This is a genomic window from Streptomyces sp. NBC_01260 (genome assembly GCF_036226405.1).
Taxonomy (GTDB): domain Bacteria; phylum Actinomycetota; class Actinomycetes; order Streptomycetales; family Streptomycetaceae; genus Streptomyces; species Streptomyces laculatispora.
The window spans coordinates 7,749,103-7,762,222 of record NZ_CP108464.1 but is presented as its reverse complement, the minus strand read 5'-3'; the positions used below and the strand labels follow the sequence as shown (position 1 = coordinate 7,762,222).

The following is a 13,120-nucleotide window of genomic DNA, read 5'->3' as shown; positions in this document are numbered from 1 at the left end:
CGGCCGGTCGCCGGGCAGCCGGCCCGGTCGGCCCGGTCGGCCCCGGGAACGGTAGTCGTGGCTCCGGACCCGGTCCCTGGCCGCCGGGTCCGGTGAACCGGGTGCCACGCGAGCTACAGCGGCGTCGCCGCTTCCAGTGCGACGAAGAGCGCGAAGGCCGCGTTCAGCGAGGACAGGGTGGACAGGGCTGTTCCCACCGCGGCGACGGACGCCGCGATCCCCGTCGGGGTGTGAACCGGTGGCCAGCCCTGCTCCGGCGGTACGGGGCCCAGCAGGGCGGCGACCCGCCGGGGGACGGGACCGGCCGCGGCGAAGGCCGCGACGGTCTCGGTGGCGGCCCGGTGCGAGATGATCGCCGCCTTGCCGACAGCGCGGGCGGTGAGCCGCCGGTCCCCGGTGTCGACGGCGGCCTCCTCGTCGGCCCAGCGCTCCGTGCTGTACGTGATGGCCGCACGCAGCGGCCGCAGCAGCGGGTTCGCGCAGCCCGCCAGCTGAACGGCGAGCAGCAGACGGTGGTGCCGGCCGGCGAGATGGGCCCGCTCGTGCGCGAGGAGCGCTCGCTGCTCGGCCGCCGTCAGAGAGTCCAGCATCGCGGAGGACACCATGATCCTGCCGGGCGAACCCGGTAAGGCGTACGCATACGGCACGCCGTCGGGCAGAACGGCGACTTGGCCCGTCGTCGACAGCCCGGCCAGCGTCCGGTGCGCACGGGATCGGAAACGGTAGTGGCGCCATACGCTGGACGCGCAGGCCACGGCCACGGCCGTGAGCGCGGCGATCGCCGTCTTGCCCGCGAACCTGTCGTGCGGGACAGCCTTCCTGACCTCGTCGTCGGACCAGCCGTCAGGGAGCGGGTTGCCGGGCAGCTGGGCCGTGCCGACCACGACCAGAAGACCGAGGCACAGGGTGCTGCACGACGCCAGGATCACGGCGATGGTCGCGAGCAGACGGGCGGCGCTTCGCGGGTGCAGGTGCTGCTCCGCCAGGCGCGCGATGGGCAGCGCCGTGAGAGGCAGGACCAGGGGCAGATAGACGAAGACGCCCATCGGTCAGCTCTCCGATTCGTCCGTGGGCCGGCCGGCCGGGCCGGGGCCGTTCTCGCCGAGCAGCGACCGCAGCAGATCCTCGTCGTCGGGCGACAGCGCGGAGACGAAGCTGGACAGCACGGCGTCCCGGTCGTCCCGCTGGTCAAGGAGCCGGCGCATACGAAAGGCGGTGAGGCCTGCCCCGTTCGCCGTCGACTGCCACAGAACCGGGCGTCCCGAACCCGTGCGGGTGACGGCCTGCTTGTCGAGCAGCCGGGTCAGGATCGTGATGACCGTGCTGTACGACAGACCACCGTCGAGACGCTCCTGCACCCATGCCGCGGTGACGGGCTCGCTCGCCCCGCCCAGCACGGTCAGCACCTGGGACTCCAGTTCGCCCTGCCCGCGCCGGCGGGCCCGCGGCTCCTGCGACCGGCCGTCCTTCTCTCCGCCCACGACGCGGCCCCTTCCATGCGACTGCCCGACCGCTCGTTCAACTGCCGGACGCCGAGGCATAGTACCCAGCCGCACGGACGCCTGGTGAGCTCGGCGAAGCCCGGGGCCGCGCTCCCGTACGCAAACTCTACAGTGCTGTAGATTTCAGGTGCTGTCACTCGGTGCCCGCACGGTCACGCGTGGGCGCAACGATGCGTAGAAGGAGAGAACCATGGGTGTGAGCCTCGCCAAGGGCGGAAACGTCTCACTGACCAAGGAGGCCCCCGGCCTTACTGCGGTCCTCGTCGGACTGGGCTGGGACGTCCGCACGACCACCGGCACGGACTACGACCTGGACGCCAGTGCCCTGCTGTGCGACGAGTCCGGGAAGGTTCGTTCCAACGAGCAGTTCGTCTTCTACAACAACCTGAAGAGCCCCGACGGTTCGGTCGAGCACACCGGCGACAACCTCACCGGCGAGGGCGAGGGTGACGACGAGATCGTCAAGGTCGACCTCGCCGCCGTGCCGGCCGAGGTCGCCAAGATCGTGTTCCCCGTCTCGATCCACGATGCGGAGGGTCGGGGCCAGAGCTTCGGTCAGGTCCGCAACGCCTACATCCGCGTGGTCAACCAGGCGGGCGGAGCCGAGATCGCCCGTTACGACCTCAGCGAGGACGCCTCCACCGAGACCGCGATGGTCTTCGGCGAGCTGTACCGCAACGGCGCCGAGTGGAAGTTCCGTGCCGTCGGGCAGGGCTACGCCGCCGGACTCAGCGGCATCGTCGCCGACTTCGGAGTCAGCCTCTGACCCGGTCCGGGTCCCCGTCGTACCGCCCCCTGCCGAAAGTGGAGCCATGACCGTCAATCTGACCAAGGGCCAGCAGATCAGCCTCACCAAGACGGGCGGCGGGGAACTCACCGTCGTTCGCATGGGCCTGGGCTGGAAGTCCGCACCCCGCAGGGGGTTCCTCGCCCGGCTGACCGCCCGTGAGATCGACCTCGACGCCTCCGCCGTCCTCTTCGCCGGCACGACCCCGCAGGACGTCGTCTTCTTCCAGCACCTGACCAGCGACGACGGTTCGGTCCGGCACACCGGCGACAACCGGGTCGGCGGCGCGGGCCAGGGCGGCGACGACGAGTCGATCGTCGTCGACCTGCAGCGCGTCCCGGCCCATGTCGATCAGATCGTCTTCACCGTGAACTCGTTCACCGGCCAGACCTTCGAGGAGGTCGACAACGCCTTCTGCCGCCTGGTCGACGAGACCACGGGCCAGGAACTGGCGCGCTACACGCTGACCGGCGGCGGTCGCCACACCGCGCAGATCATGGCCAAGGTCCAACGGTCCGGTGCGGGATGGCAGATGACAGCCATCGGCACCCCGGCCGAGGGACGCACCTTCCAGGACCTGATGCCGGCCGTCACCGCGCACCTCTAGGCCCTTCCCGCCGGCTCTCTCTTCCGCACATCTGCCGGCACACACCACTTCGACCGACCCTGGAGTATTTCGAATGGCACTGTGGGACCGCATCAAGGAATCGGCCTCGACGATGCAGACGCAGCTCAACGCCAAGAAGAACGACCTCAAGAGCGGGGCCTTCCGCGATGCGAGCATGGCCATGTGCGCCCTCGTGGCCGCGGCCGACGGCTCCATCGACCCCGCCGAGCGGCAGCGGGTGTCCTCCCTGATCGCAGGGAATGAAGTCCTGCGGAACTTCCCCGCCGAAGATCTGCAGCGCCGGTTCAACGACTACTGCCAGCAGCTGACCTCCGACTTCGAGTTCGGGAAGGTCAGCATCCTCCAGACCATCGGCAAGGTCGGCAAAAAGCCCACCGAGGCCCGGGCCGTCATCCAGATCGGCATCGTGATCGGCGGCGCCGACGGCAACTTCGACAACACCGAGCGCGCCGTGGTCCGCGAAGCCTGCTTCGCGGCCGGCATCACGCCGAACGAATTCGACCTGTAGGTCATCAGGATCCCGGGCGTGCCGTCCACACGCGGCACGCCCACTCGACTTTTCCCTCGACACGGCGATTCACGGGGGAAGCCGCATGCGACGGGGACGGCGTGAGCAGGACGTACGGACTTCAGGACGAGGACAGACCCGACTACGCGCTGGTGCTGGACGAGGCGCTGCGGACCCCCGAGATACGGGGCCTGCTGGCGCACTCCGCCGTCAGCCCGGGGCAGCTGCGCAACCGGGGGCTCGGCGCAGCCCGGCGGATAACCGGCGCCGCCGACACCGAGTACCGGACGTACGCCTCCCTGCGGCAGCAGACGCGGGTCGCCGGCCGAGCAGAGCGGGTCGAGCCCCTGTCCGGCCCCGGAGACCAGGAGGAGCACGGGGTGGGTGTGCTGCCGGTGCTGGCCGTCCTCACCCCTCTCCTCGCGGGTGTCGCCGCAGCCGCGTTCCTGCTCATCGGCTACGGACTGGGCCTGGCCGGAAGCCGGACGCCGACAGCCGGCACGCTGATCACCGCGGGCTGGACCAGCTTCGGGATCTGCGCGGTGAGCGCCTCGGCCGGCCTCTTCTCGCTGTACCGCACGGCCGCCGCACACACGGCGTCCGCGCCGGCTCCGCCCGCCGCTCGGCCGCCCGCGGTGGATCGGGCACGGGAGGCCTGGCTGGTGAGCCTTCGGGACCGGGCCGTCCTTCCGTTTCTGCGCGATCAGCTCCGCGAACCCGACGCGCCTGCCGCGGCCGGGGGCAGGGAAGCCGGCCCCCGATACGGCCGGCCGGACTTCTCCAGCCCCGGCTTCGGGAGTCCGGACTTCGCGGGTCCGGGCCTCGGCAGCGCGAACGCCCCGGCGGAACGCGACTGAGCGGCCAACGGTGCCCGCGTAGACCGTGAGGTACAGGGCGGCCGCGGCTCGGCTGTCCCCCGCAGCCGCTCCCACACGTGTCCCCTCGCGACCAGCACGATCGCCAGGTACTTGGCGTTGTCGAAGAACGCGTCCCGCGGGCCGGGCAGCACCGCCGCCGCGCGGTCCGGACCGCGGGATTCCGGGAATCCTTGACACCTCGGAGCGGCAGGAGGAGCATCCTCACGTCGTTGACAACGTTGTCGGAGCACCGCCGTTCCGGAGTGGCCACGGCGCACCTGCTCCCACCGCGTTGACCGTTCGTCATACACGAAGGGCAGGAACGGTGTCAGACACGCACAACCACCGGGCGCACGCCGGGCTCGGAGTCATCAGCTCCGTCACGGTCACCGCCCTGGCCGCGCTGGGGATGGCCACCGTGGCCGCACCCGCCTCGGCGGCCTCTCCGCACGGCACCGTCAAGAACCCCGTGTCGTACGTCAACCCGCTGATCGGCACGTCCAACGCGGGCAACACCTATCCGGGCGCGGTGCAGCCGTTCGGCATGCTGGCCTGGAGTCCGCAGAACTCGAAGGGGAAGCAGATCTCGACCCCGGCTCCCGGCGGCTACCAGTACGACGCGACGAAGATACGCGGCTTCAGCCTCACCCATCTCAACGGCGTCGGATGCTCCGGTGCCAACGGTGACATCCCGATCATGCCGTACGTGGGCGACGTCGACTCCTCGCCCAGCTCGGACACCACCGACGCGAAGTACGCCAGCACCTTCTCGCACGCCGACGAGACCACATCGCCCGGCTACTACAAGGTCGGCCTGGCAAGCGGCGCGTCCGCGGCCCTCACCACCACCGCCCGGACCGGTTCGGGGAAGTTCGGCTTCCCGGCGGGCAAGCCCGCGAGTATGCTCTTTCGCACCTCGAACTCGGAGAGCGGCAGCACCGGCGCCACCGTGAAGATCGACAAGGCGGCCCGGACCGTGACGGGCTCCGTCACCGCGGGCAACTTCTGTGGTCCGCAAAGCGCGAACAACCGCAAGGACCTCTACACGCTCTACTTCACCGCCCACTTCGACAAAGCGTTCGCAAAGACCGGAACCTGGACGGACGGCACGGTGAAGTCCGGCTCCACCACCGCCTCGGGCGGGACGGGGTACAGCTCGTCCGGCAACGCCGTGGAGGGCAAGGGCTCCGGCGCGTACATCACCTTCGCCGACGGGACCACCGAGGCCGGGGCCAGGGTCGCCGTCTCCTACGTCAGCCCGCAGAACGCCGAGGCCAACCTCCGTGCGGAGAACGGGCCCCACGAGAGCTTCGACTCCGTCAGGACCCGGGCCGCGGAGGTCTGGAACAGGACGCTGAAGTCGGTCGAGGTGGGCGGCGGCACCGACGCCCAGCGCTCCACCTTCTACACCGCGCTCTACCACTCCATGCTGGAGCCCACCCTGACCAGCGACGTGGACGGCCGCTATCTCGGCGCCGACCGCAAGCCGCACCGGCTCGCCAAGGGGCAGAAGGCCCAGTACGGCACCTTCTCCGGATGGGACCAGTACCGCGCACAGGTGCAGCTCATGACACTGCTCAATCCGAGGGCGGGCAGCGACTACGCGCAGTCGCTCTACAACTATGCGGGTCAGCGCGGCGGCGAGTGGGACCGCTGGCTGCTGGAGAACGGCAGGACGAGCGTGATGTCGGGCGATCCGTCGGATGCGGCCCTCGCCGGGATCTACGCCTTCGGCGGCCATGACTTCGATGTCAAGGGAGCACTGAAGTCCCTGGTCCGGGCGGCGACGGTGCCCACCGCGAACGACTCGGACAGCTCCGGCTGCAACGTCGAGTGCGTGGGCCAGCGGCCCGCGCTCGGTACGTATCTGGAGCTCGGATACGTACCGGCGGACAACTGCCACTGCTGGGGAGGCGCGGCCGAGACCCTGGAGGACGCGGCGGCCGACTACGGCCTGTCCGAGCTGTCCCGGCAGACCGGGAGGACCGCCGACGCGAAGAGGTTCCTGGACCGCTCGGGGAACTGGACGAACGTCTTCGACGCCAACGCCACCCCGCAGGGCGGGTACATACGCGACCGCAAGGCCGACGGCACCTGGGCGGGCACCTTCACACCGGCCACCGGCAGCGGCTTCGTCGAGGGCACCAGCGCGCGGTACACCTGGATGGTCTACTCGGACGTGGCGGGCCTCGCGGGTGCGATGGGCGGTGACGACCAGGCGGTGAAGCGGCTGGACGCCTTCTTCCGTACGCCGGACGGGAAGTTCGACTTCTCGGCGAAGGACGGCACCCGCTACGACGCGACCAACGAGCCGGACATCAACGCCCCTTACCTGTACGACTACCTGGGGGCCCCGCACAAGACGCAGGAGACGGTCCGCGCGGAGCTGGACCAGCTGTGGACGGACACCCCGGGCGGCATCCCCGGCAACGACGACGCGGGGACCATGTCGTCCTGGTACGTCTTCTCGGCGCTGGGCATGTACCCGCAGAACCCGAGCAGGGCCGATCTGACCCTCTCCGCACCGCTGTTCCCGCACGCGGTGGTGCACACCGGGCACGGGAAGACGATCACGGTCGACGCACCTGCCGCTTCGGCGGACAACACCTACATCCACGGCATGAAGGTCAACGGCCGTACGTCCACGAAGCCGTGGGTCCCCGCCTCGCTCGTCACCCGGGGCGGCACGCTGGACTACACCCTCGGTTCGACTGCGGACACCTCCTGGGGCACCGCGAAGGCCGACGCACCGCCGTCCTTCCCCGGCGGCGGCCTGAAGTACTTCACCGGCGCGACTCCGGACAAGCTGAAGGCCGAGCCCGGGTCGGGCGCCGCGGAGACGACCGTCAAGGTGCAGAGCCTTCGGACAGAGGCCACCACCGTCCACTGGACGGCGAAGGCGCCGTCCGGCGTCACCGTGGCGCCCGCGGAAGGCGACTTCACGGTCCCGGCACGCGGTTCGGCGAGCGCGAAGCTCACGGTGTCGGCCGGGGCGGACACCGCCGAGGGCCACTACACGGTCCCGGTGACACTGAAGTCGTCCACGGGCGAGGAGCTCCCGAGGACGTCGGCCGCGGTGACCGTCGCCGAGCGGAACAGCATGCTGTGGAACCGCAACAGCACCGCCGTCTCCACCGACGACGACAACCCACAGGCCGACTTCGACGGTGAGGGTTGGAGCTACTCGGCCAAGGCGCTCGCCGCGGCGGGCGCGACACCGGGCGGAACCGTCTCGTCCGGCGGCTTCGACTTCGGCTGGCCCGAGGTGGGAACGGGCGATCCGGACAACATCGAGGTGGCCGGCGCCGAACCGCAGGTGCTGAGGGTTCCGTCCGCTTCCGGGGACACCGAGCTCAGCCTGCTGGGCAGCGCGGCCGAGGACTCGGCCTCCGGGCAGGCAACACTGACGTACACCGACGGCACCACGCAGCAGGTGGAGATCGGCTTCAGCGACTGGACGCTGGGCGGTGGCACCCAGAAGCCGTCGTTCGGCAATACGGTCGCGGTGCACACCGCGTACCGCGACGTCCAGGGCGGCGGTACGGACCCGGTGGGCACCGAGGTCTTCGCCACCGCCCCGATCGCGCTCCAGTCGGGGAAGCAGCTCGCGCATGTGACCCTGCCGTCCACCACGGACGGCGGTGTGATCCACATCTTCGCGGTGGCCACGGCCTGACGCCCGGCGTCCGCCACACCGGAACGGGCCGTCGCGGCAAAGGAGTTCCCTTGCCGCGACGGCCCGTCAGCGCCCTGCTCAGACCAGGTCGAACCGGTCCAGGTTCATGACCTTGTCCCACGCCGCGACGAAGTCGTTCACGAACTTCTCCTTCGCGTCATCGCTCGCGTAGACCTCCGCGACCGCGCGCAGCTCGGAGTTCGACCCGAAGACGAGGTCGGCGCGGCTGCCGGTCCACTTCACCTTGCCGGAGCCATCGCGGCCCTCGAAGGTGGTGGCGTCCTCGGACGTCGCCTGCCACGTCGTACCCAGGTCGAGCAGGTTGACGAAGAAGTCGTTGGTCAGCGCCCCCGGGGTCTCGGTGAGGACACCGAGCGAGGACTGCTGGTGGTTCGCGCCGAGCACCCTCAGCCCGCCGACGAGGACCGTCAGCTCAGGGGCGCTCAGCGTCAGCAGGTTCGCCCGGTCGAGCAGCAGGTACTCGGCAGGCAGCCGGTTGGCCTTGCCGAGGTAGTTGCGGAACCCGTCGGCGGCCGGCTCCAGCTCGACGAACGACTCGACATCGGTCTGCTCCTGCGACGCGTCGACGCGTCCCGCCACGAAGGGGACGTCGATGTCGAAACCGGCGTTCTTGGCCGCCTTCTCGACGCCTGCGGCTCCGGCGAGCACGATGAGGTCCGCGAGCGAGACCTGCTTGCCGCCGGACTGGGCGGAGTTGAAGGACTCCTGGATCCCCTGGAGGGTACGCAGCACCGTGGCCAGCTGGTCCGGGCCGTTGACCTCCCACCCGTTCTGCGGCTCCAGACGGATGCGCGCGCCGTTGGCACCGCCGCGCTTGTCGCTGCCGCGGAAGGAGGAGGCCGACGCCCAGGCGGTGGAGACGAGCTCGGACACCTCAAGGCCCGAGTCGAGGATCCGGGCCTTGAGGGCGGCGACGTCCGAGGCGTCGACCGTCTCGTACGTCCGCTCCGGGAGCGGGTCCTGCCACACCAGCGTCTGGGCCGGGACCTCAGGGCCGAGGTAGCGCACGACCGGGCCCATGTCGCGGTGGGTCAGCTTGAACCAGGCGCGGGCGAAGGCGTCGGCGAACGCGTCCGGGCTCTCGTGGAAGCGCCGCGAGATCTCCTCGTAGGCCGGGTCGAACCGGAGCGAGAGGTCGGTCGTCAGCATCGTCGGTGCGTGGGTCTTCGACGCGTCGAACGCGTCGGGGACGGTGTCCGCACCGGCGCCGTCCTTCGGCCGCCACTGGTGAGCGCCGGCGGGGCTCTTGAACAGCTCCCACTCGTACCCGAAGAGGATGTCGAAGAAGCTGTTGTCCCACGTGGTCGGGGTGTCCGTCCAGATGCCCTCGAGCCCGCTGGTGATCGCGTCGGCGCCCTTGCCGGTGCCGTGCGTGCTCTGCCAGCCGAGGCCCTGCTGCTCCATCGGGGCGGCCTCCGGGTCGGCGCCGACGCTGTCCGCCGGGCCCGCTCCGTGGGTCTTGCCGAAGGTGTGGCCGCCCGCGATCAGGGCGACCGTCTCCTCGTCGTTCATCGCCATCCGGCGGAACGTCTCGCGAATGTCGCGGGCCGCGGCGATCGGGTCCGGGGTTCCATTGGGGCCTTCGGGGTTGACGTAGATGAGACCCATCTGGACCGCGCCGAGGGGGTTCTCCAGCTCTCGGTCACCGGTGTAGCGGTCGTCGCCGAGCCAGGTGGTCTCGGGGCCCCAGTAGACGTCCTCGTCGGGCTCCCACACGTCCGCGCGGCCGCCGCCGAAGCCGAAGGTCTTGAAGCCCATCGACTCCAGGGCGACGTTGCCGGTGAGGACGATGAGGTCGGCCCACGAGAGGTTCTTGCCGTACTTCTTCTTGACCGGCCACAGCAGCCGGCGGGCCTTGTCGAGGCTCGCGTTGTCCGGCCAGCTGTTGAGCGGGGCGAAGCGCTGCTGTCCGGCTCCCGCGCCGCCGCGGCCGTCGCTGATCCGGTAGGTCCCGGCGCTGTGCCAGGCCATCCTGACCATGAAGGGGCCGTAGTTGCCGAAGTCGGCGGGCCACCAGTCCTGCGAGGTGGTGAGCACCTCGGCGATGTCCCGCTTCACGGCCGGCAGGTCGAGGCTCTTGAAGGCCTCGGCGTAGTCGAACTCCTCGCCGAGGGGATTGGCCACGGCGGGGTTCTTGGCGAGGATCTTCAGGTTGAGCCGCTCCGGCCACCACTGACGGTTTCCGCCGCCCTGGGTCGGGTGCGGCGCGCGACCGTGCACGACCGGGCAGCCGGAGACCTCCTCCGTCTTCGGGTCGGTGACGATCGCGTCGTGGTTCTCAGTCATGAAAATCCTTCCGGACGGGGCGGATCACATTGCCTTGGAACTGAGGGTGGTGGAACTGAGGGTGATGATTCTGAGGCGACGGTTCCGAGGGAGACGACGGCGCCCTGTGCGTACCCGCGTCCCGGAGGCGACCGCCTCGGTACCGAGGCGGTCCCGGTCCGGATGCCGGCGTGAGCGCACCCGTCTCCTGAAGCCACGCAATTTCCCCTGCTGTTGACCGGTCCCTTGGCTGTCAGCCGGAACCGATCCTACGATGGACCTAGTCCAAGTCAATACGGCAGACGGGTCTGTACGCGTCATTCGTCGGACAACGCACAGTTAGGCTGGTGGGCATGAGTGACCTGCTGGAACGGCTTCGTGGACGTGGCTGGCGAATGACCGCTCAGCGCCGGGTGGTCGCCGAGGTCCTCGCGGGCGAGCACGTCCACTTCACGGCGGACGAGGTACTCGAACGCGCCGCCGCCCTGTTGCCGGAGATTTCTCGCGCCACCGTCTACAACACCCTCGGCGAACTGGTCTCGCTGGGCGAGGTGATCGAGGTGGGCACGGACGGCCGGGCCAGGCGCTACGACCCGAACGCGCACCACCCCCACCAGCACCTGGTGTGCTCCGACTGCGGCACCATCCGGGACGTCCACCCCGACGCCGACCCGCTGGCCGGGCTGCCGCCCTCCGAACGGTTCGGCTTCACCGTCTCCGAGGTCGAGGTGACCTACCGGGGCCTGTGCCCCGACTGCGCCGGCGGATGACCTCGACAGCCGGGAACCTCCGGAGCGCTCGCGCTCCGGAGGTTCCTCGATACGTTCACCGGCACACCGGCCGTACGCAGCCGCTCAGGAGAGCGTGATGTCCGGCTTGTAGAGATCGAGCCACAGCGCCAGGTCCAGCGTGCGCTCCAGGCCGCGCCGGGAGACCTGGGTGATCTGCGGTGCGTCGTGCTGCGCCGCGCGCGTGACGCGGTCACGGTCGACGAGGTCGAAGACCGGATGCGAGGGCCGCGCCAGCAGGTCCTTGGCGTGCCCCTGCAGGGCGAGCGCGTACTTGGGGTCCTGGGTGGACGGATAGGGGCTCTTGACCCGGTCGTAGACCGACTTCGGCAGCACGTCCGCCGTCGCCTCGCGCAGCAGGGACTTCTCCCGGCCGTCGAAGGACTTCAGCGACCAGGGCGTGTTGTACACGTACTCGACGAGGCGGTGGTCGCAGAAGGGCACGCGCACTTCGAGCCCGACCGCCATGCTCGCCCGGTCCTTGCGGTCGAGCAGGACGCGCACGAAGCGCGTCAGGTGCAGATGGCAGATCTTGCGCATCCTGAACTCGAAGTCGCTCTCGCCGTTCAGGCGTTGGATACCGGCGACCGCGGTGTCGTAGCTGTCCTGGATGTACGACGGGAGATCGAGGGCGGCCGTCAGATCGGGCCTCAGTACATCGGAGTCGTCCCCGAAGTGCTGGGCGAAGCGCACCAGCCACGGGAAGGTGTTCGCGCGCCGCGCCTCCTCGTCGAAGAACTGCAGATAGCCGCCGAAGACCTCGTCGGCCGACTCCCCCGACAGCGCGACGGTCGAGTGCTCGCGGATGGACCGGAACAGGAGGTACAGCGAGGCGTCCATGTCGCCGAAGCCCATCGGGATGTCCCGGGCACGGATCACCTGGGCCCGCACCTCGGGGTCGGCCAGTGCGTGCGAATCCAGCACGATGTCACGGTGATCGGTGCCCGCCGCGCGTGCGACGTCGTGCACGTACGGCGTGTCCGGGGTGGTTCGCAGCTCGTCGGCGACGAAGTTGTCAGCCTGACCGAGGAAGTCGACCGCGAAGCTGCGCACCGTCTCGCCGTTCTCGGCCAGCTGACGGGCGGCGATCGCCGTCATGGCGGAGGAGTCGAGGCCACCGGAGAGCAGTGTGCAGCGCGGTACGTCCGAGACCATCTGACGCCGCACGATGTCGTCGAGGAGCGACCGCACATGGGTGATGGAGTCGTCCTTGCCGTCCGGGTGCGGGCGGGTCTCCAGCTGCCAGTAGACGTGCCGGCGCAGTCCGTTGCGGTCGACCGTGACGACCGTGCCGGGCTCGACCTCGTGCATCCCCTCCCACACGGCGTGGCCGGGCGTCTTGACGAACGCGAAGAGTTCCCTCAGCCCGCCGAGTCCGACTCGGGCACGGGCCAGCGGGTTGGCCAGGATCGCCTTGGGTTCGGAGCCGAACAGCACACCGTCCGGGGTCTCGTAGTAGTAGAAGGGCTTGATGCCCATCCGGTCGCGGATCATGACGAGCTTGTCGTGGCGGCCGTCCCACACGGCGAACGCGTACATGCCGTTGAGCCGCTCGGCAACCGCTTCGCCCCACTCCAGATACCCGCGCAGCACGACCTCGGTGTCGGAGTCCGTGGTGAACCGGTGACCGCGCCCCTTCAGTTCACGGCGCAGCTCGGTGAAGTTGTACGTCTCCCCCGAGTAGACGAGAGCGACCGTGCCCTGCGGCGTGTCGGCCGTCATCGGCTGCCGCCCGCCGGGCAGGTCGATGATGGCCAGTCGACGGTGCCCCAGGGCGGCCGGACCGTTGATCCATGTGCCGCGGTCGTCGGGGCCGCGGCAGGACATCGTCTCCGTCATCGCGTCCAAGGTCGCGGACGCACTGTGCAAGTCGCGTTCGAAGGAGACCCAGCCGGTGATGCCACACATGCGCTACCTCCTGCGTGCTGTCGTCGGCCGGGGCCCGGGAACCACAGCCGAACAGCGGATTCGAGGTCTGCGCCACTCCCGGCCGAACTAGATGTACTGCGCAGCTACGTATCGAGGGTGCGTCCTGCCCTTGCATACGGTCAATGTGACCGTAACGCCGCAAGGACCGCCACCCACGCG

General features: G+C 69.8%; 10 protein-coding genes. 6 read left to right on the top strand and 4 right to left on the bottom strand.

Annotated features, from left to right (window positions below):
• Nucleotides 1–113 precede the first annotated feature (113 nt).
• Both OG322_RS34510 and OG322_RS34505 read right to left on the bottom strand, forming a co-directional pair.
• Nucleotides 114–1,046 (bottom strand): M56 family metallopeptidase, encoded by a 933-nt coding sequence (locus tag OG322_RS34510; RefSeq protein WP_207316550.1) that lies wholly within the window; start codon nucleotides 1,044–1,046, stop codon nucleotides 114–116.
• Nucleotides 1,047–1,049: 3 nt separating this feature from the next.
• Nucleotides 1,050–1,481, bottom strand: coding sequence for a BlaI/MecI/CopY family transcriptional regulator (locus tag OG322_RS34505; RefSeq protein WP_329307410.1), 432 nt, complete (start codon nucleotides 1,479–1,481; stop codon nucleotides 1,050–1,052).
• Between the two features lie 211 nt (nucleotides 1,482–1,692).
• Between OG322_RS34505 and OG322_RS34500 the strand changes: the two genes are divergently transcribed.
• The 5 genes from OG322_RS34500 to OG322_RS34475 all read left to right on the top strand — a co-directional run bounded on the left by OG322_RS34500 (nucleotide 1,693) and on the right by OG322_RS34475 (nucleotide 7,958).
• Entirely contained in the window at nucleotides 1,693–2,268 is a 576-nt protein-coding gene (locus tag OG322_RS34500; protein WP_123467666.1) for a TerD family protein, read from the top strand.
• Nucleotides 2,269–2,314: 46 nt separating this feature from the next.
• Nucleotides 2,315–2,896 carry a TerD family protein gene (locus tag OG322_RS34495; protein WP_124286260.1) on the top strand — a complete coding sequence of 194 codons (582 nt, stop codon included), beginning with the start codon at nucleotides 2,315–2,317 and terminating at the stop codon, nucleotides 2,894–2,896.
• 73 nt (nucleotides 2,897–2,969) lie between these two features.
• Nucleotides 2,970–3,425 (top strand): tellurite resistance TerB family protein, encoded by a 456-nt coding sequence (locus tag OG322_RS34490; protein WP_123467670.1) that lies wholly within the window; start codon nucleotides 2,970–2,972, stop codon nucleotides 3,423–3,425.
• 101 nt (nucleotides 3,426–3,526) lie between these two features.
• Nucleotides 3,527–4,282 (top strand): hypothetical protein, encoded by a 756-nt coding sequence (locus OG322_RS34485; RefSeq protein ID WP_124286259.1) that lies wholly within the window; start codon nucleotides 3,527–3,529, stop codon nucleotides 4,280–4,282.
• Between the two features lie 409 nt (nucleotides 4,283–4,691).
• The gene (locus OG322_RS34475) at nucleotides 4,692–7,958 is read left to right on the top strand and encodes a GH92 family glycosyl hydrolase (protein ID WP_329307798.1); all 3,267 of its coding nucleotides are present in this window, start codon (nucleotides 4,692–4,694) and stop codon (nucleotides 7,956–7,958) included.
• Nucleotides 7,959–8,036: 78 nt separating this feature from the next.
• On the opposite strand, the gene katG is transcribed toward OG322_RS34475, so the two are convergent.
• Nucleotides 8,037–10,265: a catalase/peroxidase HPI gene (gene katG / locus OG322_RS34470; protein WP_329307409.1), complete on the bottom strand. Its 2,229-nt coding sequence runs from the start codon at nucleotides 10,263–10,265 to the stop codon at nucleotides 8,037–8,039.
• Nucleotides 10,266–10,597: 332 nt separating this feature from the next.
• Here katG and OG322_RS34465 point away from each other — a divergent pair, with 332 nt between their 5' ends.
• Nucleotides 10,598–11,014: a Fur family transcriptional regulator gene (locus OG322_RS34465; RefSeq protein ID WP_123467676.1), complete on the top strand. Its 417-nt coding sequence runs from the start codon at nucleotides 10,598–10,600 to the stop codon at nucleotides 11,012–11,014.
• An 84-nt stretch (nucleotides 11,015–11,098) separates the two neighbouring features.
• On the opposite strand, the gene asnB is transcribed toward OG322_RS34465, so the two are convergent.
• Nucleotides 11,099–12,940 carry an asparagine synthase (glutamine-hydrolyzing) gene (gene asnB, locus OG322_RS34460; RefSeq protein WP_123467678.1) on the bottom strand — a complete coding sequence of 614 codons (1,842 nt, stop codon included), beginning with the start codon at nucleotides 12,938–12,940 and terminating at the stop codon, nucleotides 11,099–11,101.
• Between the last annotated feature and the right edge of the window lie 180 nt (nucleotides 12,941–13,120).

Coding starts and splice junctions, on each gene's coding strand:
- OG322_RS34510 (WP_207316550.1), bottom strand. CDS start 1,046: ATGGGCGTCTTCGTCTATCTGCCCCTGGTCCTGCCTCTCACGGCGCTG.
- OG322_RS34500 (WP_123467666.1), top strand. CDS start 1,693: ATGGGTGTGAGCCTCGCCAAGGGCGGAAACGTCTCACTGACCAAGGAG.
- OG322_RS34495 (WP_124286260.1), top strand. CDS start 2,315: ATGACCGTCAATCTGACCAAGGGCCAGCAGATCAGCCTCACCAAGACG.
- OG322_RS34490 (WP_123467670.1), top strand. CDS start 2,970: ATGGCACTGTGGGACCGCATCAAGGAATCGGCCTCGACGATGCAGACG.
- OG322_RS34475 (WP_329307798.1), top strand. CDS start 4,692: ATGGCCACCGTGGCCGCACCCGCCTCGGCGGCCTCTCCGCACGGCACC.
- katG (WP_329307409.1), bottom strand. CDS start 10,265: ATGACTGAGAACCACGACGCGATCGTCACCGACCCGAAGACGGAGGAG.
- OG322_RS34465 (WP_123467676.1), top strand. CDS start 10,598: ATGAGTGACCTGCTGGAACGGCTTCGTGGACGTGGCTGGCGAATGACC.
- asnB (WP_123467678.1), bottom strand. CDS start 12,940: ATGTGTGGCATCACCGGCTGGGTCTCCTTCGAACGCGACTTGCACAGT.